Source organism: Kitasatospora sp. NPDC101108 (genome assembly GCF_055584725.1).
Map to the genome: position 1 here is coordinate 129,766 of NZ_JBVJLM010000016.1, position 22,383 is coordinate 152,148.

A 22,383-nucleotide genomic window follows, 5' to 3' on the forward strand; every position below is an offset into this window, starting at 1 on the left:
GTGTCGAGCCCTGGGCCCGCGTCTATCCCGGTGCTGCCGCCGCCGAACAGGGGGCGCCGAGGTGTTCTGGTGTCCACGTCCACGCCCGTCTAACCGGGTGACGGCCGCTTAGGACACTCTCCCGGGTGGATGTCCGGCGCATACTTGAAGTGATCATGAGAAAAGCGATCGGACCCGGTCGGGCCCGATCGCTTTCCACTCGGATCACGGGGAATTCGGAAGATCCCCTGCGGGCGGGGCGCCCGCCGTGCTCAGCGCTTGGCGCGCAGCCGCGCGGCCTCGTACAGCACGATGCCCGCCGCGACACCGGCGTTCAGCGACTCGGTCAGGCCGCTCATCGGGATCCGCACCCGCATGTCGCAGGTCTCCGAGACCAGCCGGGACAGGCCCTTGCCCTCGCTGCCCGCGACGATCACCACGGGGCCGGTCAGCAGCTCCAGGTCACCCAGCTCGGCCTCGCCGTCGGCGGCCAGGCCGACCACCATCAGGCCGGCCTTCTGGTAGGCCTCCAGGGCGCGGGTCATGTTGGTGGCGCGGGCGACGGGCAGCCGGGCCGCGGCGCCGGAGGAGGTCTTCCAGGCACCGGCGGTCATGCCGGCCGCGCGGCGCTCGGGGATGACCACGCCGTGCGCGCCGAAGGCGGCGGCGGAGCGGACCACGGCGCCCAGGTTGCGCGAGTCGGTGACCCCGTCCAGCGCGATGATCAGCGCGTCCTGGCCGGCGTCGGCGGCCTCGGCCAGCAGGTCCTCGGGGTGGGCGTACTCGTACGGCGGGACCTGCAGCACCAGGCCCTGGTGGTTCATCCCGCCGGTCATCTGGTCCAGCTGCGGGCGCGGGGCCTCCATCAGCGGGATGCCGCGCTCGTTGGCGGCCTGGAAGGCGTCGCGGACGCGGTCGTCGGTGTCGATGAACTGCTGGACGTACAGCGCGTTGGCCGGGACGTCGCCCTGCAGCGCCTCGACCACCGAGTTGCGGCCGAAGACCAGCTCGGCGCTGCCCGCGCCACCGCGGCCGCCGCGGCCGCCGGCGCCGGCCCGGCGCATGCCGGCCCGGGCCTTGGCGTCCCGCTCGCGCTTGAGCGCGGCGTTGGCGGCCCGCTGCTTGGGGTGGCCCTTGCGCGCCTCACCGGGCGGAGTCGGGCCCTTGCCCTCCAGCGCCCTCCGGCTGTGCCCGCCGGTACCGACAGACGCGCCCTTCTTCGATCCGGGGTTGCGGCGGTTCCTGCGCTGGCTGTTGCCGGCCATGGCTGTACTTCCTGTCTGTCCGGCATGCCCGGCCGTCCCGCTCGGTGCGGCGGCGGCCGACGGCATGCGCTACGTCATGCGGGAGGGCCGCACCGGTCCGGTACGGCCCACCCATCACCCCGGTCGTCAGATGGGGTTACTGGCTGTTGATCGTCCAGCGCGGGCCGGACGGGGTGTCCTCGATCACCAGCCCGGCCAGGCCGAGCTGGTCGCGGATGGCGTCCGCGGTGGCGAAGTCCTTGCGCTGGCGCGCCGCCTGCCGCTGGTCCAGGACCAGGCGGACCAGCGAATCGACCACACCGTGGAGGTCCTCACCGCGCTCCGCCCCGGTCCACTGCGGGTCGAGCGGGTCGAGGCCCAGTACACCGAGCATCGCACGGACCTCGGCCAGTCGCGCCACCACGCTCTCCTTGTCGTCCGCGTTCAGGGCGCTGTTGCCCTGGCGGACGGCGGTGTGCACGACGGCCAGCGCCTGCGGGACGCCGAAGTCGTCGTCCATCGCCTCGGCGAAGGCGGGCGGCACCTCGGGTGCCGCGTCGACCGTCCCGCAGCGCTCGACGGCCCGCTGGACGAAGCCCTCGATCCGGCCGAACCCGGCCTCGGCCTCGCGCAGCGCCTCCTCGCTGTACTCGATCATCGAGCGGTAGTGCGCGGCGCCCAGGTAGTAGCGGAGCACGATCGGCCGCCAGCGCTGGACCATCGCGGAGACCAGCACCGAGTTGCCGAGCGACTTGCTCATCTTCTCGCCGGCCAGGGTGACCCAGGCGTTGTGCACCCAGAAGGCCGCGAAGTCGTCGCCGTAGGCCTTGGACTGGGCGATCTCGTTCTCGTGGTGCGGGAAGATCAGGTCCAGCCCGCCGCCGTGGATGTCGAAGGCCGGGCCCAGGTACTTGTGGGCCATCGCCGAGCACTCCAGGTGCCAGCCCGGACGGCCCCGGCCCCACGGGGTCTCCCAGCTCGGCTCGCCCGGCTTGGCGGACTTCCACATCGCGAAGTCGCGCTGGTCGCGCTTGCCGGTCTCGCCCTCGCCCTCGGGCTGGCGCAGGTCGTCCAGCTTCTGGTTGGAGAGCGCGAGGTAGTCGGGGTACGACTTCACGTCGAAGTAGACGTTGCCGTCGACCGCGTAGGCGTGGCCCCTCTCGATGAGCCCCTGCATCATCTCGATCATCTCGGGCACGTGCCCGGTGGCCCGCGGCTCGACGGTCGGCGGCAGGCAGCCGAGCGCGCCGTAACCGTCGTTGAAGGCACGCTCGTTCTCGTACCCGATCTGCCACCACGGGGTCCCGAGCTCGCGCTCCTTGGCGATGATCTTGTCGTCGATGTCGGTGACGTTGCGGACGAAGGTCACCTGGTAGCCGCGGTAGGCGAACCACCGCTGCATGATGTCGAAGTTGAGGCCGGACCGGATGTGCCCGATGTGTGGCGCCGACTGAACGGTAGCGCCGCACAGGTAGATCGAGACACAACCCGGTACAAGCGGGACGAAGTCGCGTACCTGGCGGGTGCTGGTGTCGTACAGACGAATGCTCACAGCGTCAAGCGTAGTGGGCAGCGGGGGGTGCCCCGCGACATTACCGGGGAACGACAGGGCGTTCCCCGGGATTCGGCGGGGTGCGATCCCGGGGAAACGGCGGCCTCCGCGCCGGTCAGATGCTGCCGACCACCTTGCGCGGCGAGAGCCGGACGACCACCCGGACGTCCTCCGGGCCGTCCCAGGTGTACTCGTCCTCGCCGCGGTACTTGGCGGCCAGCTCGTTGATCAGCTCCCGGCCGCCCTCGGTGGTCATCGTCACCGAGCCGCGCGCCTCCAGGTACTCGTACGGGCTCTCCGCCGGGTTGATCAGGATCGAGACGCGCGGGTCCTTCACCAGGTTGAGGTGCTTGCGGCGGCCCTGGACGGTGGAGAACAGGATGTCGTCGCCGTCCCGCTTGACCCAGACCACCGAGGACTGGGGGCTGCCGTCGGGCTGGATCGTGGAGACCACTGCGAAGCTCTTGCCGTCGATCAACGCCTTGGCGCGGTCGGAGAGTTGAGCACTCATCGGATACTTCCTCTTCTGGTCGGCGACGGTACGGACCCGAGGGCGAGCTCCGCACGGGCCCGGATCGAAACCCTACCGATCCGGACCCCTGCGACATCCGGTGAACACCCGTCGGCAACGGGGTATTTCCGGTCGGCCGACCGGCGGACGGCTCAACGCCGTTCGTACACCAGCGCGGTGGCGATCGCGGCCAGCCCCTCGGCCCGACCGGTCAGTCCCAGGCCGTCGGTGGTGGTGCCGGAGACCGAGACCGGCGCCCCGGCCGCCTCGGACAGCGCGGCCTGCGCCTCGGCCCGCCGCTTGCCGATCTTCGGCCGGACGCCGATCACCTGGACCGCGATGTTGCCGATCTCGAAGCCCGCCTCGCGCACCAGCCGGGCCGCCTCGCCGAGCAGCTTCACCCCGGAGGCACCGGCCCACTCCGGGCGGTCGGTGCCGAAGTGGGCGCCCAGGTCGCCGATGCCGGCGGCCGAGAACAGGGCGTCGCAGGAGGCGTGGGCGGCGACGTCGGCGTCCGAGTGCCCGGCGAGCCCGAACTCGGAGTCCGGCCACTCCAGTCCGGCCACCCACAGCGGGCGGCCGACCGCGAAGGCGTGCACATCGGTGCCGATCCCCACCCGGGGGATCAGGGGCTCAGTAGGCATCGGCGGCCCTCCGGCGGGCGAGTACGGCCTCGGCGAGCACGAGGTCCAGCGGACGGGTGACCTTGAACGCCTCCTCGTGGCCGGGCACCACGACGACGGTGCCGCCGTAGCGCTCGACCAGTCCGGCGTCGTCGGTGACGGGCGGGGCGTCGGCGCCGCCGGCGGCCTCCTCGGCCAGCGCCTTGGCGTGCACCTCGACCAGGGTGGCCCGGTCGAAGCCCTGCGGGGTCTGCACCGCGCGCAGGGTGGCCCGCTCGGGCGTGTCGACGACCGGCTCGGGGTGGCCCGGGTTGGGCTCGACCCGCTTCACGGTGTCGGCCAGCGGCACCGCCGGCACCACCGCCGCGGCACCGGCCCGGACGGCGGCCGCGACGGCGTCCACCACCTCGACCGGGACGAGCGGACGGGCCGCGTCGTGCACCAGGACGATCCCGACCTCCTCGGGGATCGCGGCCAGGCCCAGCCGCACCGACTCCTGGCGGGTCGCGCCGCCGGCCACCACCCGGATGTCCTTGCCGTCCAGCCCGTGGCTGTCCAGCAGGGCGACCACCTCGGCCACCCCGTCGGCGGGCGCGGCGACCACGACCAGGCCGACCGCCCGGCTGCGGGCGAGGGCGCGTACGGCGTGCACCAGGAGCGGCACGCCACCCAGTTCCCGCAGGGCCTTGGGGGCGCCCGGCCCCAGGCGCTCACCGCGTCCGGCGGCGGGCACGACTGCTGCTGCGACTGCTCCTGAGGCGTTCAGGTTTCACTCCTTCGGCGAAGTGGGTATGGCCTTGGCGTGCCCGGCGGGCGCGGGGGCCCCTTCCGAAGAACCACTGGTCCACTGCCCGCCGCACGTTTGCGCAGAAACGGTCTTGCAGGCCTGGACCGGCTCGGGCGGGGGGGGCGTCGTCCGGACACGCCTCAGCGCCCGGAGTGCCACTGCACCACTCCTGGACGATCAGTCCTGGGAGCGGCGCGCCGGCACCGGGCGCTGTGGGCGATGGGCGGCAGCCCGACTGCACTACGAGGCGAGGACCTCGTCGAGCAGCGTCTCCGCCTTGTCCTCGTTGGTGTTCTCCGCCAGCGCGAGTTCGCTGACGAGGATCTGGCGCGCCTTCGCGAGCATCCGCTTCTCGCCGGCCGAGAGGCCGCGCTCGCGCTCGCGACGCCAGAGGTCGCGCACGACCTCGGCGACCTTGATGACGTCGCCCGAGGCGAGCTTCTCCAGGTTCGCCTTGTAGCGACGGGACCAGTTGGTCGGCTCTTCGGTGTACGGTGCCCGGAGCACCTCGAAGACCCGGTCCAGACCCTCCTGGCCGACCACATCGCGCACGCCGACGAACTCCGCGTTCTCGGCGGGCACGCGGAGCGTCAGGTCTCCCTGCTGCACCTTGAGCACCAGGTAGGTCTTGTCCACACCTTTGATCTGGCGAATTTCGATGGCCTCGATCAGCGCGGCCCCGTGATGGGGGTAGACCACCGTGTCGCCAACCTTGAACGTCATGTGACAGGACCCCTTCCGTGGCTTTCCAGAATAACACGCCTTGCGGCGCACCCGAAGGGCGTTTTCGCAGGTCAGGGCCGGTCTCGGGGCTTGACAACCACCCCCATGACGTGCTGCGACCGATGTTCGAGAGGGGCTTCCCGCAGGTCGGAGGCGGTTCCGAGGTCTGCCGAAACCCTTGCGCAACACCCCGGCAACCATGATTGGATCTTGAGCTTTCACCGCTTTTCCGGCCGTGACCCGATCGTTATTCGATCTTGGTCGAAGCTTGTCCTCGGGTGACCGGTTCATGCCAGCAGTACGGCCGGACGGCCCCCGCGGAGCCCCGGGAGTGCGACACGGGGGACCACCCCGTGAGGAGCGCATAAGTGAGGTCGATAATCTGAGACCTGACCTGTCGACACGTGACCTAGGAGTAGCCGCCGCCGTGAGCCGCAGCCTTCGACGCGGCAGCATCGCCGCCATCGCCGCCATCGCCATCGCCTCGCTGTCCTCCTGCGCGGCCAGCACCACGCCGGACACCCTGCAGATCAAGCCGGACAACGCCGCGGCGACCCTGGGGACGAACCTTCGACTGAACAACATCGTGCTCGTCACCGGGGTCGGCACCTCGGGTGACTACACGGGCACCGCCAACGTGGTCGTGAACATCTCGAACACGGCCGGCACCCCGGCGGAGCTCCAGTCGATCACCGTCGGCAACGCCGCCGCCACCTTCGCGGACGCCGCGGGCGCCCCGCTGTCCAGCATCGTCGTGCCGGCCGGCGGCTCCGTGATCCTCGGCGGACAGGGCAACCCCTCCGCCTCGGTCAGCTCGGTCTCCGTCCACGTCGGCGGCTTCGCCACCACCACCTTCGCCTTCAAGGACGGCCAGAAGGTCGACGCCCAGGCCGCGGTGAGCCCGGACTCGGGCCTCTACAAGGGCTTCGGCCCGACCCCGAGCCCGACCCCGACCCTGACCCCGGCCGCCGCGCCCACCAAGGCCGCCACCCCGTCCGCCGGCGCCACCGCCCCGGCCACCCCGTCCGCCGGCGCCACCGCCTCGGGCGCCCCGGTCACCCCGTCGGCCCCGGCCACCCCGTCCGCGGGCGCCACCGTCCCGGGTGCCCCGGTCGCCGGTGCCACCGCGACCATCCCGGCCGCCCACTGACGCGGGTCACGGCAACGCGGAGGCCCCCGCCGGCTGCTGTCGGCGGGGGCCTCCGCGTGTTCTGCTCGGGACCGCGGTCTACGGCTCGAACTTGTAGCCCAGGCCGCGGACGGTGACCAGGTAGCGCGGCGCGCCCGGGTCGGGCTCGATCTTCGCCCGCAGGCGCTTCACGTGGACGTCCAGGGTCTTGGTGTCGCCGACGTAGTCCGCGCCCCAGACCCGGTCGATCAGCTGCATGCGGGTAAGCACCCGGCCCGCGTTGCGCAGCAGCATCTCCAGCAGGTCGAACTCCTTGAGCGGCAGCTCGACCTTGGCACCGTCCACCGTCACCACGTGCCGGTCCACGTCCATCCGGACCGGGCCCGCCTCCAGGGCGCCCGGGCCGCCGCCGTTCTCGCCCGCGCCGCCGTCCTCGCCGCGGCGGCGCAGCACCGCGCGGATCCGGGCGACCAGCTCGCGGGTGGAGTACGGCTTGGTGACGTAGTCGTCAGCGCCTATCTCCAGCCCGACGACCTTGTCGATCTCGCTGTCCTTGGCGGTCACCATGATCACCGGGACGTTGGAGCGCACCCGGAGCTGACGGCAGACCTCGGTGCCCGGCAGGCCCGGCAGCATCAGGTCGAGCAGGACGAGGTCGGCGCCGTTGCGTTCGAACTGCTCCAGGGCGTCGGGGCCGGTCGCGGCGACGGCCACCTCGAAACCCTCCTTGCGGAGCATGTACGAGAGGGCGTCGCTGAACGACTCCTCGTCCTCGACCACCAGTACTCGGGTCACGATCAGGCCTCCGGGGCAAGCTGGGTTGTCTTTGTCAGGGGTACTTGCCGCTCCCCGGCGGGGAGCGAACGGGCCGTACGGTCGGTGCGGTCCGTGGTGAGGGTTCGGGGTGCCGCGGCGGGCCCGGCGGGGTCGGCGCCGGGCTCGTCGCGGGGTTCGCGGTCGCGGGTCCGGTTGTCGGCGGGGGCGCCCCCGCCGAAGTGGTCGAAGTCGTCGAAGTCGTCGGAGCCGTCGTCGCCGCCGAGGTCGACCGCGTCGCTCTCCTCGTCGGCGGGCGCCTGGCCGGCGGGCAGGCGGACGGTGAAGGTCGAGCCCTGCCCCTCGACGCTCCACACCGAGACGGTGCCGCCGTGCGAGGCGGCGACGTGCTTGACGATGGACAGGCCGAGGCCGGTGCCGCCGGTCTGCCGGGAGCGGGCCGGGTCGACCCGGTAGAAGCGTTCGAAGACCCGCTCGCGGTCCTTCTCGGAGATGCCGATGCCCTGGTCGGTGACCGAGATCTCGATCAGCTCGCCGTCCGCCTCGCCGAGGGCCGCGGCGCTGGAGATCCGGCGGGTGGCGATGGCCACCCGGGTGCGGGGCGGGCTGTAGTTGACGGCGTTCTCCACCAGGTTGCCGAGCGCGGCGGCGAGCTGGCCGCGGTTGCCGTGCAGGTAGAGCCCGGCGATGCCACCGGCCGCGATCAGGATCTGCTTGGCGGCGGCCTGCTGGCGGCAGCGGTCGATCGCCTCGGCGATCAGCTCGTCCACCGCGACCGGCTCCGGGTCGACCATCAGCCGGTCGTCCTGGACCCGGGAGAGGTCGATGATCTCCTGCACCAGGCTGGCCAGGCGGGTCGCCTCGACCTGCATCCGGCCGGCGAAGCGCTGCACCGCCTCCGGGTCGTCGGCCGCGTCGGCGACCGCCTCGGAGAGCAGCGACAGGGCGCCGACCGGGGTCTTGAGCTCGTGGCTGACGTTGGCCACGAAGTCCCGGCGGACGGCCTCCACCCGGCGGCGCTCGGTCTGGTCCTCGACCAGCACCAGCACCAGCCGGGAGCCCAGCGGGGCGACCCGGACGGAGACCGCGAGCGGCTCGGCCGCGCGGGCCGCGCCGGGGCGGGGCACCTCCAGTTCCACCTGCCGGATCTCGCCGTCCCGGCGGGTGGCGCGGGCCAGGGCGAGCATCTGGTCCACGGCGACGGCACCGCCGCGCACCAGGCCCATCGCGTACGCCGCAGAGCTGGCCTTGACCACCTCGTCACCCTCGCCCAGCACGATCGCGCAGGAGCGGAGCACGGAGAGTACGGTGTCCACGCCCGGCGGCAGCGGGGGCTCCGGGGTGCCGGTGCCCAGCGTCTGGTACCGGCCGTACTGCTTGCCGCCGGTGTGCCTGCCCCTGGCCTGCTCGCGCTCGCTCCAGCGGAAGGCGATGGAGGCGGTGAGGCCGACGCCGAGCCCGGCTATGGCGCAGGCAGCGGCAGCGGCCACGTTCACGTCCATGTGGCCAGCGTAAGCGCACGGCCACACCACTCCCCAAGGGCTGGATCAAGGCATCGACCACGCGTTGCCGAGAATTCACCTCCACGTGGCTGCTGATTCACCCCGGCGGCCGTGCACCGTCGCCAGGACGGCACAGAGTTGGCCATGCAGCCCGTGTGGGAGAGACCGGCGCGCCGAACAGCGGCCAAGGTCTCGGGTGTGCGCGTACCATTCGCGCCACCAGCAGCGGTCGCCCGGACACCGGAACGACGGTCGGACGGGCTGACCGGTCGGCACCGCCACCGACACAGCTACTGAGGAGAGAACATGCGCGACGCGTACCACGAGGAACTCGATGCGATCGGTGACAGCCTGATCGAGATGGCCCGGCTGGTCGGCTCCGCCCTGGGCCGGGCCACCACCGCTCTCCTCGACGCGGACCTGGCGCTGGCGGAGGGCGTGATCGCCGCCGACGAGAAGATCAACGACCTCCACCACGAGCTGGAGAACCGGGCCATCGACCTGCTCGCCCGTCAGCAGCCGGTCGCCACCGACCTGCGGATCGTGGTCACCTCGCTGCGGATGAGCGCCGACCTGGAGCGCTGCGGCGACCTCGCCCGGCACGTCGCCAAGGTGGCGCGGATGCGCTACCCCGAGTCGGCCGTGCCCGCCGACCTGCAGTCCACCGTCCTGGAGATGGGCCAGCTCGCCCAGCGCCTGGTGGCCAAGGCGGGCCTGGTGATCGCCACCAAGGACGTCGACAAGGCCCTGGAGATGGAGCAGGACGACGACCGGATCGACGCCCTGCACCGCGAGCTGCTGTCGCACCTGATCGACGAGCGGTGGCACCACGGCATCGAGACCGCCGTCGACATCACCCTGGTCGGCCGCTACTACGAGCGCTTCGCGGACCACGCCGTGTCGGTCGCCAAGCGCGTGGTGTACCTGGTGACGGGCGAGCACGTGGCCGAGTTCGTGGCCGCCGCCGAGGCGGCGGCCTCCGCGGCGGAGTGACGGCCGGGGCGGAGTGACGGCCGGAGTGGTGTGACGGCGGGGTGGGTGACGGCCGGGGTGGAGTGACCGTCGCTCCTCCCCGGGGTGAGTAAACCTGTGGCGAGGGTGGTGCGGACGCACGGTTCTCCGTACGTTCCACCACTGCGCGCCCGTTGACGCTCTCGCCGAACGGCGGCTTCACTCAAGGGCGGGGCACCGCGGTGTGCCCGTCACTAGGAGGGAAGAGCTCGATGAAGGCCAACCCGACCCGACCGGCAACCGCCCACGACACCGTCGAGCCGCCCGCCCCGAAGCTGTTGCCCGTCCTCGCGGCCGGCTGCGGCTGCGGCCCGGGCTGCGGCTGCGGCTGCCAGTCCGGCGCACCCTGCCAGTGCGGCGGCATGGACGGCGGCTGCTGCGGCGGTCACTGAGGAAGTCCACCGCCACCGAACCACCGGGCGGCCCGGGGCGCACGGCTGTGCGCCCCGGGCCGCCCGTGCGGCGCTGCAGTCGGCGGATCAGAACTGCACGTCGGTGCAGGAGTAGAAGGCGTTCCCGGTGTCGGCGATCGTCCAGACCGCGACGACCACCTGGTGCCCGGTTCGCCCGCCGGGGACGGTCGCGGTGTGGCTGAGCGTGCCGGGCACCTGCGCCCCGCCGTACGGGACGACCAGGAAGGGCCTCACGTCGAGGTTGGCCCGGGTGATCGGCTGGGAGGCGTCGTAGCCCGGCTTGGTCAGGTAGTACCTGAAGTCGGTGGTCGCGTGCCTCGCGGTGAACCTCCAGGTGAAGGTGAGCTGCTGACCAGCCGTCACCGGTGTGGTCGGCCAGGCTCCGCCGTGCGGGTCGTCCAGCTCGGCGAAGCGGGAGTTACCGCCGGCGCAGATGGTGCCGTCGGACGGCCCGCCGGAGGGGAAGCCCTTCGGGCCCTCGACGCTCTGCGGCTCCCACTGGATGTCGCCGCAGTCCCACGGGACGGCGTTCGCGTCCGCGTCGCAGAGCGCGGCCCGGCTGGGCGGCGTGGTGATGTAGCCGTGGGACTGGGCCGGGACGGCCAGGGTGAGCGGGATCGCGAGCGCGGCGACGGCCGCCCCGACCAGATGACGTGTGCGCATGGTGCTCCTCCGTGGGGGTGGATGGAGAGTGCGCCGGGGCGCAGACGCGCGCGCGTGGGGGTGCGGCGGCCCGGGGCATGGGGAGATCCCTTGGCATGCCTGCGCCGGCCCGGTGCCCTCACGGTAGGAGCCGGCGCAGTCAGCCGTCAATGGTCTGAACCATTTTGAACGCCGCCAGGGCTCGCCCGCCAGACCTCAACTCCTCCCCGCCACATGGCGGTTGAACGTCGAAGGCCCCGCCCCCGGCGAACCGGGGTGCGGGGCCCTGAGACCTCGGGGGGGTTACTTCTTGCCCTGGGTCTGGCCTGTCGATTTTTCAGCCCTGATCAACGAGCTCTGACCTGGGGTTGAGCCGTCGCCAGTTGTCATCGTTGGCCGCCCTTGATCGACGCCGGACGGCCCACAGACGGCCCAGAAGCTAGCGGCGCGCCACCCGGGAGGCGCGCTTGCTACCCAGAAGCAACGCAGCGAGCGCAGCGCTGTCGACGAGCGCCTGATGTAGATACCCGGCCGGCACCGCGAGAACGATGACGACCACGATGATGGCGACAGCCCACGGAAGCCCATCGACAGTTGACAGGGGATGCGGGGCAGGGGTCAAACTCATAGGGATGCCTCCACGGCGTCAGCAGCCCGCACGCGTCGCTCTTGGCTTGGACCCCCTGAGCGGCGTGCGCGGGCTTTTTGCTTGAGCCACCATGATGGCCAGTCACCACCCCGACAACGCAAACCATCCATCGGGTCCAACAAGGCCCCCCAACCGGCTAAAGACGTCGCACTTTACGGACATCCAGTCGGCGGCACCTCGCATCGCCGGACAGCCCTTGACCTGGGACTATGACCCTCTACCATATGCCGGGAGCATCCCGTCGCGACATGAAAAAGGATACCACATAAAACGCACTCAATCCGATTGAAATGCCCGATTTATAACCATATGCCAGTGACGCAGATCACATAAAAGAATTCTGCTCGCGCTTCATTCCAATAGGCCTCGCCGACCGCCTCACGGAAGTCGACAAAACGCCACGGCGGCATCGTCACCGGACTTGAATCGCGGCCACCGAAGCCCATCCGGGTCCGTGGCCTCGACCTTCCGAACCGCCGAGATCAGCCCGTCAGCGCCAGCCTCCCGGAGCGTTGTAAATGCATCCGCCCACGACGCGGCACGGTACTCGGTGACGAGTCGCGAGACGCCATCGGACAGGACAGCCGCCGCCCGGACGTCGGCCAGCGGCACCGCGCCAGTCAGCGTGTGATGTGCCGCTTCGCCGCTGGAGGCGGCCACCCAGTAGCCGTCCACGGTGTTCCGGGTGAGCCGCTGGGCCTCGACCATTCGGCGGACGGCCGCTGCGTGCTCGGGCGTCCCGGTGGCGAACCGTTCCGTCTCGGCGCGGAGTTCGGGCACCACGGTGTCCACCCGCAGGTCGGTGACCACCTGGTAGTCGTCAGCCCGCTCGAAGACGATCGGCGAGTCGGCGAGAACCAGGTAGTCGAACTGGCCGGCTCCGGCCCGCAGGATCGAGACCGTCGCCGATGGCGTGCCGGGGTTGCCGAGATCGCACCCGGGGTGGAGTGCGGCGACCTGGTCGAGAGCCTGGGCCAGCCCGTCAGCCAGTGGCCGGCTGGGCTCTGCCAGCGCGGCCACCAGGTGGCCGCCCAACTGGGCGACATACCAAGGGACACCGTGCCGACAGCCGGTGTCGAGTCCGGCCGTGCTCAGGCCGTCCAGGACCACGGCGAGCGTGGGCGTGGCCGCCACCCAGTCTTCGTTCGGGTTCGCGCCGCCAGGAGCGGTGGCGATGGAGACGCGCATCTGTCAGCCCTCTGTCGGTAGAGATCGGGCCAGGAAGGCGATCGACGGGGCCTTCAACCCCCAAGATCACCAAGGCTGACGGCCCACAGGCGGCCCGGGAATGACGACGGCCCCTCACCAGCGCAAACGCGCAGGTGAGGGGCCGTTTCGGCAAGTGGGTTACTTCTTGCCCTGGTTCTTGACCGCCTCGATGGCCGCGGCGGCGGCGTCCGCGTCGAGGTAGCGGCCGCCCTTGGCGACCGGCTTGAAGTCGGCGTCGAGCTCGTAGACGAGCGGGATGCCGGTCGGGATGTTCAGGCCGGCGATGTCCGCGTCGGAGATGCCGTCGAGGTGCTTGACCAGCGCGCGCAGGCTGTTGCCGTGGGCGGTGACCAGGACGGTCTTGCCGGCGGCGAGGTCCGGGACGATGGCGTCGTACCAGTACGGGAGCATCCGCTCGACGACGTCCTTCAGGCACTCGGTGCGCGGGCGCAGCTCGCTCGGGATCTCCGCGTAGCGGGCGTCACCGGCCTGCGAGTACTCGGCGTCGTCGGCCAGCACCGGCGGCGGGGTGTCGTAGGAGCGGCGCCACAGCTGGAACTGCTCCTCGCCGAACTCGGCCAGGGTCTGAGCCTTGTCCTTGCCCTGCAGCGCGCCGTAGTGCCGCTCGTTCAGGCGCCAGCTGCGGCTGACCGGGATCCAGTGGCGGTCGGCCTTGTCCAGGGCGATCTGCGAGGTGCGGATGGCGCGGCGCAGCAGCGAGGTGTGCACCACGTCGGGGAACAGGCCCTCAGCGGCCAGGAGCTCGCCACCGCGGGCGGCCTCCTTCTCGCCCTTCTCGTTGAGGTCGACGTCGACCCAACCGGTGAACAGGTTCTTCTGGTTCCACTGGCTCTCGCCGTGGCGGAGCAGGATGAGTCGGTACGTCGTGTCAGCCATGGCCCCCAGCTTAGTGGAGGGCCGGAAAACCCCTGGTGGGGACCTTGGGCGGCTGGGTAACCTGTGCGGCGGCTATCTGCCTCTTACCCACGTCGGCTGACCGGGCCTGCCCGCGCCGCTCAGCGGACGCCTGCCCTCGGGAGCCCCCACATGCTCGTCGCCCTGGCCGCCAACCCCCGGATCCGAAGGCTGGTGCGCGAGACGGTGGGCGGGTTGCCCCGGCAGTTCTGGTGGCTCTGGGTGAGCACCCTGGTGAACCGGCTCGGGTCCTTCGTCGTCACGTTCCTGGCCCTCTACCTGACCGCCGAGCGGGGGTACTCGGCGTCCTACGCGGGCCTGGTGGCCTCGCTGTTCGGCGCCGGGTCGGCGGTCGCCGCGGTCGGCGCCGGGGTGCTGACCGACCGGATCGGGCGCCGCCCAACGCTGGTCGCCGCCCAGCTCGGCACCGCGGCGTCCACCGTCGTGCTCGGTTTCGTGGACGGCCGGCTGGCGATCGCCGTGGTGGCCTTCCTGGTCGGCCTGTGCAACAACGCCACCCGGCCGCCCACCTCGGCGATCATCGCCGACCTCGTCCCGGCCGAGGACCGGGTCCGGGCGTACTCGCTGAACTACTGGGCGATCAACATCGGCTTCGGGCTCTCCGCCGCCGCGGCCGGTCTGATCGCCACCCACGGCTACCTCACGCTCTTCCTGCTGGACGCCCTCACCACCCTGGTCTGCGCGGTGGTGATCTTCATCCGGATCCCGGAGACCAGGCCGCAGGCCGCGCCCGGCCAGGACGCGGAGGGGGCCGAGGAGGGAACCAGCCTGGTCACCGTGCTCCGGGACGGCCCGTTCATGGCGCTGGTCGGGCTGACCCTGCTGGTCGCCCTGGTCTTCCAGCAGGGCGGCACCACCCTGGCCGTGGACATGGGCGCCTCCGGTGTCACGTCCACCGGGTACGGGCTGGTCATCAGCCTGAACGGCCTGCTGATCGTCGTGCTGCAGATCCCGCTGACCCGGTGGCTGGAGGGCCGCTCGCGGACCGCGATGCTGGTCGCCAGCTGCCTGCTCACCGGCTGGGGCTTCGGGCTGGCCGCGCTGGCCGGGTCCTCGGCCTGGCTGTTCGCGCTGTCGGTGGCGGTCTGGACGGTCGGCGAGATCCTCCACACCCCGGTGATGATGGGCCTGGTCAGCGAGCTGGCGCCGACCCACGGGCGAGGCCGCTACCAGGGCGTCTACTCGCTGTCCTGGTCGCTCGCCTCGCTGCTCGGCCCGGCGGGCGGCGGGCTGCTGCTGCAGTACTCCGGGCCGGCGGTGCTGTGGTCGGTCTGCGGGGTGATCGGGACGGCCGCCGCGCTCGGCTACGTGGTGCTGGCCCGTCGCACGGGTGCGACGGGGCGCCGTCCGGCCGCGGTGATCGAGGTGGCAGCACCTGCGCAGGAGGCCGAGAAGGCCCCGTCGGGCGCCTGAGCGCGCCCGGCCGGATCAGTCGGCGGCCGGCGCGGGTCCGTCGGCGGCCGGCGCGGGTCCGTCGGCGGCCGGCGCGGACAGGTGGGCGAAGGCGGCCAGGTTGCGGGTGGACTCCCCGCGCTTGGTGCGCCACTCCCACTCGCGCCGGATCGCCGAGGCGAAGCCCAGCTCCAGCAGGGTGTTGAAGGGCTCGTCGGCGTTCTCCAGGACCGTCCCGAGCAGCCGGTCGACGGCGTCCGGGGTGAGCGCCTCCAGCGGCAGACGGCCGGCCAGGTAGACGTCGCCGAGCGCGTCGATCGCGTACGCGACGCCGTAGAGGCGGGTGTTGCGCTCCAGCAGCCAGCGGTAGACGGCCTCGTGGTTCTCGTCCGGGCGGCGGATCACGAAGGCGTTCACCGACAGGGTGTGATCGCCGACCCGCAGGGCGCAGGCGGTGTTCAGCTTGCGGGTGCCCGGGAGGGTCGCCACCAGCGTGTACGGGTCGGCGGCGGCCGGCTCCCAGGCCACCCCGGCGTCGTCCAGGGCGGTGCGCAGGAGGGTCAGGGCCTCGTCCTTGGTGCGGATTGCCATGGGGGTGACGTTACTCGGCGGTACCCGATGAGCGCAGCCGACGTCTCGCACCGGCCGCGGGGATCAGCGGCGCAGTGCCCCGGCCAGTCGGCCGGCCGGACGGGCCAGGCTGCCGGCGTACACCTCGGCAGTGGTCGCCGCGGCCGTGTCCCAGCCGAAGGCGGCCGCGTGCCGGGCCGCCGCCGCACCGCGCCGGGCCACCAGGGCCGGGTCGGTGACGTACGGCTCCAGCGCGTGCGACCAGTCCAGCGGGTCGTGGCCGTGCACCAGGGTGCCGGACTCGCCGTCCCGCACGGCGACCGGCAGGCCGCCGACCGAGGCCGCCACCACCGGGGTGCCGCAGGCCTGGGCCTCCAGCGCCACCAGGCCGAAGGACTCGCTGTACGAGGGCATCACCAGGGCTGTCGCCGCGCGGTACCAGTCGGCCAGCCGGGTCTGGCCGACCGGCGGGTGGAAGCGCACCACGTCGCCGATGCCCAGCTGGGCGGCGAGCTTGTGCAGGCTCTCCGGCCGGGCCAGCCCGGTGCCGGACGGCCCGCCGACCACCGGCACCACCAGGCGCTCGCGCAGCTCCGGACGGCGCTCCAGCAGCGCGGCAACCGCCCGCAGCAGCACGTCCGGCGCCTTCAGCGGCTGGATCCGCCCGGCGAACAGCAGCACCGCGGCGTCCTGCGGGAGGCCGAGGCGGTCCCGGGCGTCGGCCGAGGACCCGGGGCCGCCGGGCCGGAAGACGTCCAGGTTGACGCCGGGGTGGACGACGGCCAGCTGGTCCGGCCGGGCGGCGTAGTGCAGCGCCAGCTCGGCGGCCTCCTCGGTGGTGTTGGCGATCAGCCGGTCGGCCGCCTCGACCACCTGGGTCTCGCCGATCACCCGGGCCGCGGGCTCGGGCGTGTCGCCCTCGGCCAGCGCGGCGTTCTTGACCTTCGCCATGGTGTGCATGGTGTGCACCAGCGGCACGCCCCAGCGCTGGGCGGCCAGCCAGCCGACCTGCCCGGAGAGCCAGTAGTGCGAGTGCACCAGGTCGTAGTGGCCGGGGCGGTGGCCCGCCTCGGTCCGCAGCACCCCGTGGGTGAAGGCGCACAGCTGGGCCGGCAGGTCCTCCTTGACCAGGCCCTCGTACGGCCCGGCGGTGACGTGCCGGACCAGTACGCCCGGCGCCAGCTCGACCGTCGGCGCGTCGTCCGAGCAGATCGCCCGGGTGAACACCTCGACCTCGATGTTGAGCTCGGCCAGGCGCTTGGCCAGCTCGACGATGTAGACGTTCATCCCGCCCGCGTCCCCGGTGCCGGGCTGGTGCAGCGGCGAGGTGTGCACGCTGAGCATGGCTATCCGGCGCGGGCGGCGGCGGCCCGGGACGAGCCCCTGGAGCCGGCCGCGCGCGGGGGCGGCGGACTGGGCACGGCGTACCGAACGGACGGGGTGCTGGATCACCTGGCTGAAGCCTCCTCGTGTGCGGCCCGTCTCGGCGGGTCCGCGTGAACGGGCCACCGCATGTCCGGTGTGCGCTGCCCCGTCCGGGCACACATCACCACCAGTCTGCCAACCACTCGGCGGTGGCCCGGCATTCCCGGTCCGGGCGATCGGTCGGCCGGTCCGGCATCCGGCCAGGTCAGAGCGCGGTCCGACCGGGTCCGCGGCCGCCGACTACCCTTCTGGGCATGGCTGCCTCCTTCGACCCCGCGACCGCCGCGCCCGCCCGCGGACGGACCGGACGGCCGGTGGGGACGGTCACCCGGGGCACCACCAACACCAACCGGCTGCGCCGGATGGACCGCTGGATCGCCCACACTCTGGGCCGGGCGCTGCGCGCCGCCGAGCGGCCGCCGGTCGCGGTCGACCTGGGCTACGGCGCGGCGCCGTGGACGGCCGTGGAGCTGGCCGGACGGCTGCGCACGGTGCGGCCGGACGTCCGGGTGGTCGGGATCGAGATCGAGCCGGAGCGGGTCGCGGCCGCCCTGCCGTACGCCCAGCCGCCGCTGCTCACCTTCCGGCGCGGCGGCTTCGAGGTGCCGCTGGACGGCGGCGGGCCGGCCCAGCTGATCCGGGCGGCCAACGTGCTGCGGCAGTACGACGAGTCGGCGGTGGCCGGGGTGTGGGAGCGGCTGTGCTCCCGGCTCGCCCCGGACGGGCTGCTGGTCGAGGGCACCTGTGACGAGATCGGGCGGCGGCACGTCTGGGTCGCGCTCGGGCCCGAGGGGCCCCGGACGGTGACCTTCGCGGCCCGGCTGGGCGGCCTCGGCCAGCCCTCCGACCTGGCCGAACGGCTGCCGAAGGCGCTGATCCACCACAACGTGCCGGGGCGGCCGGTGCACGCCTTCCTGACCGACTTCGACCGGGCCTGGGCGGCGGCCGCGCCGTACGGGGCGTTCGGGGCGCGGCAGCGCTGGGTGGCGGCGTGCACGGCGCTGGCGGGCAGCTGGCCGCTGGTGGACGCGCGGGGGCGGTGGCGGCAGGGCGAGGTCACGCTGCCCTGGACGGCGCTGGCGCCGTAGCGGGCCCGTCTCCGGGGCGCCGGGGCGGCCGTCCACCCGGGCGCTGGTGAGCGACTCGACGCATTCACTCGAACGAGTTATCGAATATCTCTGGCGTGTTGACGCCTCGTCACGCCACGATGGAAGCCGCCGAGCGGCGACACCACACGCCGCTCGGTGCCCGCCCTGCCGCGGGCAGGACCCGCGGCACCGGCGGCACCCGCAGCAGTCCGTCGTCAGCCCTCCGGCCCGAGCAGCTCCTCCCGGGCCCGTTCGAACTCCCGGTACATCTCCGCCCCGAACAGCACGAACCGCACCTCCGCCAGCTCCGCGCCCGCACGCGCGTCACCGCCGTCCAGCACCCCGGCGACGGTGCCCAGCGCGATCCGGGCCGCGTCCGCCGGCGGCCAGCCGAAGATCCCGGCCGACACGGCCGGGAAGGCCACCGTGCGCGCGCCCAACTCGGCCGCCGCGCGCAGCGACTCGCGATAGCAGGAGGCCAGCAGCCCAGCCCGCTCCTCGTACTCCTCCGCCAGGTAGACCGGCCCCACGGTGTGCACCACCCACCGGGCCGGCAGCCGCCCGGCCGTGGTCGCCACCGCCCGCCCGACGGGCAGCCCCTTGCCCCAGTGCGAGGCCCGCAGCCGACGGCACTCCGCCAGGATCTCCGGCCCGCCCCTGCGGTGAATCGCGCCGTCCACCCCGCCCCCGCCCAGCAGGGACGAGTTGGCGGCGTTCACCACCGCGTCCACCCGCTGTTCCGTGATGTCACCCTCGACGAGGGTGATCCGCGTCACCATCTCCTAGCCCCTTCCCCGGACCCACCCGGCAGCCGCCGGGCCTGGATCCGAGCCGTCGTCCGAATCCGATCACCGCACCGCCACCGGCGTGGCAATAACCACAACGGCGCCGGTCGGCCAGAGAAATCCCCGGAGATCACGTTATGGTCGCGAGAAGTTCCCCGACGCACGGTGCCAGGCGGGCACTGCGGACGGACTCCGGCCGTTACGCAGTCGGGGAAAGGGAGGAACCACCGATGCCCGCAACGGGAGACGGGCGGGCACCTGGTGCCGCGGACCTGCCGGGCGCCCATGACGGCGCCCCCGTCGGCCATGCCCGCAACCGCCCGACGACCGGCCCGGCCACGGCCACTGCTCCGATACCCCACCCCCGCTCGCAGCCGGTCCGGACCGCGCACGGCACCCGCCACCCCGCGCACCTCACCGAGGCGGGAAGCCCTCCGGCAGCCGGTGACGGCCCCGCCGACGGCAGCGCGCCGCTGCGGCTGCTGGTCATCGAGGACGACGCCTCGGACGCCCAGCTGATCAAGGCGGCGGTCGCCGACAGCGGCACCTCGATCGAGATCCACTGGGCCCGCGGCCTCGAACAGGCCACCCAACTGCTCGCCCAGGCCTCCCCCGCCACCCGGCGCGGGCGCTCCCGCGGCAACGAGTTCGGCTGCGTGCTGCTCGACCTGGCCTCCCCGGCCGACCTGCCGCACCCCTCCGACCCCTCGGACGGCCTGGAAGGCCTGCACGAACTGCTCCGCCGCGCCCCGCACATCCCCGTGGTGGTGCTCACCGACGCCGCCGGGGCCGAACTCGGCGCCGCCGCCGTCGCGGCGGGCGCCCAGGACTTCCTGCTCAAGCACGAGACGGACGGCCCGCTGCTGGCCCGCGCACTGCGCTACGCCGTCGAACGCAAGCGCGCCGACGAGTCCCAGCGCCGCCTGGTCGAGGCCGAGTTGCGCGGCCAGGAGAACGCCCGACTGCAGCGCCACCTGCTGCCCACCCCGCTGCTGGACGGCGCCGGGCTCTCCTTCACCCGCCGCTACCGCCCCGGCCGCCGCCGCGCCCTGCTCGGCGGCGACTTCTACGACGCCGTGCGCACCGACGACGGCACCGTCCACGTCGTGATCGGCGACGTCTGCGGCCACGGCCCGGACGAGGCCGCGCTCGGCGTCGCACTCCGGATAGCGTGGCGCACCCTGGTCTTCGCCGGCCTCACCGGCGAAACCCTGCTCACCACCCTCCAGCACGTGCTGGAGCACGAACGGCGCAGCGACGAGATCTTCGCGACGCTCTGCATGGTCGTCATCGAACCCGGCGCCGCCACCGGCCTCGACTCGCTCGGCACCGGCGAGCGCGCCCGGCTCTACCTCGCCGGGCACCCGGCCCCGCTGCTCCTCGGGCGCGACCACGCCCCGGTCACCCTGCCCTCCGAGTTCGCGGGGCCCGCGCTCGGCCTGCTGCCATGCCACGACGGCCAGGCCGCCTGGCCCGCCCACGAGGTCGAACTCCAGCCCGGCTGGAGGCTGTTGCTCTACACCGACGGGCTGATCGAGGGCCGGGTCGGCGCCGGGTCGCGCCGCCTCGGCCAGGACGGGCTGGCCGACCTGATCGCCGACCACCAGTCCGCCGGGCTCACCCGGGGACGGCTGGTCGACAGCGCGATCGCCGAGGTCGAGGAGCTGAACGGCGGTGCGCTGACCGACGACGTCGCGGTGCTGCTGCTGGAGCGCAACCCCGTGCAACTGCTCCTCGGCTGAGCCGGGAACAGGAAAGGCCGCGGCCCGGGCGGGTCAACTCCCGCCCGGGCCGCGGCCTTCGTCCGTCCGGGTGCCTACCAGGGGCCGTACGGGCCGGTGTTGCTCCGGCCGCCCCGGCCGCTGCCGCCGGTCAGGGCCCGGATCGCGGGGCGGACGTCCACCACGTAGACGATCGAGGCGACCAGGCCGGCCAGGGTGCCGATGCTGCCGAGGAAGTTCGCCCCGAACAGCAGGTCCCAGCCGAAGCTGATCCCGAGGACGGCCAGCCAGAAGCCCTTGGTCTTCTTGTCCGCCGCCCGGTAGGCGTCCTCCCGGCGGGTGGCCGCGTCGACCAGCGCGAAGAACTTGTAGCCCAGGATCGCGACGGCCATCCACCAGAACGGGTTCAGGTAGGAAAAGGCCAGGATCTGGAACACTCCGGTCATCGCGGTCTCCTACGTCTCTCGGCTTGCTACGCCCCGGCCGCCGCCCATCCTGGCACGGCGGCCGCTCGCACGGTGTGAACGTCCCGCCGTCACCGGATGTGCCCCGGTCCGGCGGGACCAGTCACTCGGAGCCGTTGGCGTCGGCCTTCCGGGCCTTGGCGGACTTCTTCGGCGCGGGGGCCTCGGCGTCGTCCACCAGCTCGGCGTCGTCCAGCAGCACAGCGTCGTCCAGCGGCACGGCGTCGTCCAGCAGCCCGGCCCGGACGGGCTCGTCGCTGGGGGCCACGGCCTCGGTGGCCGGGGCTTGCTGGGGACGGGCCTTCTCCACCACGACCTTGCCTCGCTCGGCCAGCTCGTCGTACGTCTCCTTGGCCCGGACGGCCAGCTCCAGTGCGCGGGCCACCTGCTGCAGGGCGAAGCCCTGGGCCCGCTCCTGCAGGACCTTGAGGTCCGTGGGAAGGGCGTTGACGGCCTCGGTGACCTTGGCCGGCGCCCCGGCCAGCAGCTCCTGCGCCTCGTGCAGCCTGGCGGTCGCCTTCTCCTGCGCGCCCTGGCGGTCCGCCGCCAGCGCCTCGACCCGGCCCGGCACCTCGCGCAGCTTCTCGTACGCGAGGTCCCCGGCGCCGGCCAGGGCGTAGAGCGGGGTGGGGTCGGTGAGGGTCTTCTTGATGTCGTCGGTGATCGGCATGGTTACCGGTCCTCCCGGGGGGTGTTCTGGGTGGCCTCGCCGTCGGTCATCGGGCTGGCGGCCGAGGCGGCGTTCTCCTTGAGGAAGGCGTCGTAGACCGCGAGCAGCGCCTGCTTCTGCTGCTCGTTGATCAGCGGATCGGCCAGGATCGAGGCCCGCAGCTCCAGGCCCTCACCCCGCCGCTCCTCCAGGATCCCGGCCTGGACGTACAGCGTCTCCGCCGAGATCCGCAGCGCCTTGGCGATCTGCTGCAGGATCTCCGCGCTCGGCTTGCGCAACCCTCGCTCGATCTGGCTGAGGTAGGGGTTGGACACGCCGGCGGCCTCCGCCAGCTGGCGCAGTGAGTACTGGGCGTTGCGGCGCTGCTCGCGGATGTACTCGCCGAGCGAGGCGACGTTGAGGGAGGCCATGGGGGTAGCTTGCCGCAGGGTGCTTGCTGTTGCAAGCAGGGTGTTAGCCGGGGGCAAGCAGTGGGGGGTGCTGTGGGGGGTGGGGCTTTCGGGAGGGTGGGTGACGCCGGGGGGGGGGGGGGGGGGGGGGGGGGCGGGGGGGGGGGGGGGGGGGGGGGGGGGGGCGGGGGGGGC

At 72.8% G+C, this 22,383-nt stretch carries 23 protein-coding genes; 6 read left to right on the forward strand and 17 right to left on the reverse strand.

Going from position 1 to position 22,383, the window contains the following annotated elements; genetic code table 11:
• Positions 1-251 precede the first annotated feature (251 nt).
• From rlmB to ACZ6Z8_RS28870, 6 genes are all read right to left on the reverse strand, one after another.
• A complete protein-coding gene (rlmB, locus tag ACZ6Z8_RS28845) occupies positions 252-1,244 on the reverse strand; it encodes a 23S rRNA (guanosine(2251)-2'-O)-methyltransferase RlmB (RefSeq protein WP_465612947.1) in 993 nt (330 codons plus the stop codon).
• 136 nt (positions 1,245-1,380) lie between these two features.
• Positions 1,381-2,775, reverse strand: a complete 1,395-nt coding sequence (gene cysS / locus ACZ6Z8_RS28850; RefSeq protein ID WP_465612948.1) for a cysteine--tRNA ligase — start codon at positions 2,773-2,775, stop codon at positions 1,381-1,383.
• Positions 2,776-2,890: 115 nt separating this feature from the next.
• On the reverse strand, positions 2,891-3,286 hold the full coding sequence (locus ACZ6Z8_RS28855; RefSeq protein ID WP_033347009.1) for a PPOX class F420-dependent oxidoreductase: 396 nt from the start codon (positions 3,284-3,286) through the stop codon (positions 2,891-2,893).
• A 152-nt stretch (positions 3,287-3,438) separates the two neighbouring features.
• Positions 3,439-3,930: a 2-C-methyl-D-erythritol 2,4-cyclodiphosphate synthase gene (gene ispF / locus ACZ6Z8_RS28860; protein WP_465612949.1), complete on the reverse strand. Its 492-nt coding sequence runs from the start codon at positions 3,928-3,930 to the stop codon at positions 3,439-3,441.
• A complete protein-coding gene (gene ispD / locus ACZ6Z8_RS28865; protein ID WP_465612968.1) occupies positions 3,920-4,675 on the reverse strand; it encodes a 2-C-methyl-D-erythritol 4-phosphate cytidylyltransferase in 756 nt (251 codons plus the stop codon). Before ispD ends, ispF begins: the two co-directional genes overlap by 11 nt.
• A 261-nt stretch (positions 4,676-4,936) precedes the next feature.
• On the reverse strand, positions 4,937-5,419 hold the full coding sequence (locus ACZ6Z8_RS28870) for a CarD family transcriptional regulator (protein ID WP_030244332.1): 483 nt from the start codon (positions 5,417-5,419) through the stop codon (positions 4,937-4,939).
• A 427-nt stretch (positions 5,420-5,846) separates the two neighbouring features.
• On the opposite strand from ACZ6Z8_RS28870, the gene ACZ6Z8_RS28875 reads away from it, so the two are divergent.
• On the forward strand, positions 5,847-6,569 hold the full coding sequence (locus tag ACZ6Z8_RS28875; RefSeq protein ID WP_465612950.1) for a DUF461 domain-containing protein: 723 nt from the start codon (positions 5,847-5,849) through the stop codon (positions 6,567-6,569).
• Positions 6,570-6,647: 78 nt separating this feature from the next.
• On the opposite strand, the gene ACZ6Z8_RS28880 is transcribed toward ACZ6Z8_RS28875, so the two are convergent.
• Both ACZ6Z8_RS28880 and ACZ6Z8_RS28885 read right to left on the reverse strand, forming a co-directional pair.
• Positions 6,648-7,343, reverse strand: coding sequence for a response regulator transcription factor (locus ACZ6Z8_RS28880; RefSeq protein WP_033347005.1), 696 nt, complete (start codon positions 7,341-7,343; stop codon positions 6,648-6,650).
• A gap of 2 nt (positions 7,344-7,345) precedes the next feature.
• Entirely contained in the window at positions 7,346-8,824 is a 1,479-nt protein-coding gene (locus tag ACZ6Z8_RS28885; protein ID WP_465612951.1) for a sensor histidine kinase, read from the reverse strand.
• Positions 8,825-9,130: 306 nt separating this feature from the next.
• On the opposite strand from ACZ6Z8_RS28885, the gene phoU reads away from it, so the two are divergent.
• The gene (phoU, locus tag ACZ6Z8_RS28890; protein WP_465612952.1) at positions 9,131-9,817 is read left to right on the forward strand and encodes a phosphate signaling complex protein PhoU; all 687 of its coding nucleotides are present in this window, start codon (positions 9,131-9,133) and stop codon (positions 9,815-9,817) included.
• Positions 9,818-10,047: 230 nt separating this feature from the next.
• A complete protein-coding gene (locus tag ACZ6Z8_RS28895) occupies positions 10,048-10,227 on the forward strand; it encodes a hypothetical protein (protein ID WP_402824070.1) in 180 nt (59 codons plus the stop codon).
• A gap of 87 nt (positions 10,228-10,314) precedes the next feature.
• On the opposite strand, the gene ACZ6Z8_RS28900 is transcribed toward ACZ6Z8_RS28895, so the two are convergent.
• From ACZ6Z8_RS28900 to ACZ6Z8_RS28910, 3 genes are all read right to left on the reverse strand, one after another.
• Positions 10,315-10,911, reverse strand: a complete 597-nt coding sequence (locus ACZ6Z8_RS28900; protein WP_465612953.1) for a lytic polysaccharide monooxygenase — start codon at positions 10,909-10,911, stop codon at positions 10,315-10,317.
• Positions 10,912-11,917: 1,006 nt separating this feature from the next.
• The gene (locus ACZ6Z8_RS28905; RefSeq protein WP_465612954.1) at positions 11,918-12,727 is read right to left on the reverse strand and encodes a protein phosphatase 2C domain-containing protein; all 810 of its coding nucleotides are present in this window, start codon (positions 12,725-12,727) and stop codon (positions 11,918-11,920) included.
• Positions 12,728-12,886: 159 nt separating this feature from the next.
• Positions 12,887-13,645 (reverse strand): phosphoglyceromutase, encoded by a 759-nt coding sequence (locus ACZ6Z8_RS28910; RefSeq protein WP_396244075.1) that lies wholly within the window; start codon positions 13,643-13,645, stop codon positions 12,887-12,889.
• A gap of 150 nt (positions 13,646-13,795) precedes the next feature.
• Here ACZ6Z8_RS28910 and ACZ6Z8_RS28915 point away from each other — a divergent pair, with 150 nt between their 5' ends.
• Positions 13,796-15,097, forward strand: a complete 1,302-nt coding sequence (locus ACZ6Z8_RS28915) for an MDR family MFS transporter (protein ID WP_465612955.1) — start codon at positions 13,796-13,798, stop codon at positions 15,095-15,097.
• A 15-nt stretch (positions 15,098-15,112) separates the two neighbouring features.
• On the opposite strand, the gene ACZ6Z8_RS28920 is transcribed toward ACZ6Z8_RS28915, so the two are convergent.
• Together ACZ6Z8_RS28920 and mshA are read right to left on the reverse strand one after the other, a co-directional pair.
• The gene (locus ACZ6Z8_RS28920) at positions 15,113-15,667 is read right to left on the reverse strand and encodes a type III secretion system chaperone family protein (protein ID WP_465612956.1); all 555 of its coding nucleotides are present in this window, start codon (positions 15,665-15,667) and stop codon (positions 15,113-15,115) included.
• A gap of 63 nt (positions 15,668-15,730) precedes the next feature.
• The gene (mshA, locus tag ACZ6Z8_RS28925; RefSeq protein ID WP_465612957.1) at positions 15,731-17,098 is read right to left on the reverse strand and encodes a D-inositol-3-phosphate glycosyltransferase; all 1,368 of its coding nucleotides are present in this window, start codon (positions 17,096-17,098) and stop codon (positions 15,731-15,733) included.
• Between the two features lie 227 nt (positions 17,099-17,325).
• Between mshA and ACZ6Z8_RS28930 the strand changes: the two genes are divergently transcribed.
• Entirely contained in the window at positions 17,326-18,159 is an 834-nt protein-coding gene (locus ACZ6Z8_RS28930) for a methyltransferase domain-containing protein (RefSeq protein WP_465612958.1), read from the forward strand.
• Between the two features lie 215 nt (positions 18,160-18,374).
• On the opposite strand, the gene ACZ6Z8_RS28935 is transcribed toward ACZ6Z8_RS28930, so the two are convergent.
• Complete coding sequence (locus ACZ6Z8_RS28935) at positions 18,375-18,935, reverse strand: O-acetyl-ADP-ribose deacetylase (RefSeq protein WP_465612969.1); 561 nt, start codon at positions 18,933-18,935, stop codon at positions 18,375-18,377.
• A gap of 239 nt (positions 18,936-19,174) precedes the next feature.
• On the opposite strand from ACZ6Z8_RS28935, the gene ACZ6Z8_RS28940 reads away from it, so the two are divergent.
• Positions 19,175-20,686 carry a PP2C family protein-serine/threonine phosphatase gene (locus tag ACZ6Z8_RS28940; protein WP_465612959.1) on the forward strand — a complete coding sequence of 504 codons (1,512 nt, stop codon included), beginning with the start codon at positions 19,175-19,177 and terminating at the stop codon, positions 20,684-20,686.
• A gap of 74 nt (positions 20,687-20,760) precedes the next feature.
• Here ACZ6Z8_RS28940 and ACZ6Z8_RS28945 read toward each other — a convergent pair whose 3' ends face one another.
• The 3 genes from ACZ6Z8_RS28945 to ACZ6Z8_RS28955 all read right to left on the reverse strand — a co-directional run bounded on the left by ACZ6Z8_RS28945 (position 20,761) and on the right by ACZ6Z8_RS28955 (position 22,209).
• Positions 20,761-21,111 carry a DUF2516 family protein gene (locus tag ACZ6Z8_RS28945; RefSeq protein ID WP_046387329.1) on the reverse strand — a complete coding sequence of 117 codons (351 nt, stop codon included), beginning with the start codon at positions 21,109-21,111 and terminating at the stop codon, positions 20,761-20,763.
• Between the two features lie 121 nt (positions 21,112-21,232).
• Complete coding sequence (locus ACZ6Z8_RS28950) at positions 21,233-21,799, reverse strand: hypothetical protein (protein ID WP_465612960.1); 567 nt, start codon at positions 21,797-21,799, stop codon at positions 21,233-21,235.
• A 2-nt stretch (positions 21,800-21,801) separates the two neighbouring features.
• Entirely contained in the window at positions 21,802-22,209 is a 408-nt protein-coding gene (locus ACZ6Z8_RS28955) for a helix-turn-helix domain-containing protein (RefSeq protein WP_465612961.1), read from the reverse strand.
• Positions 22,210-22,383: the final 174 nt, after the last annotated feature.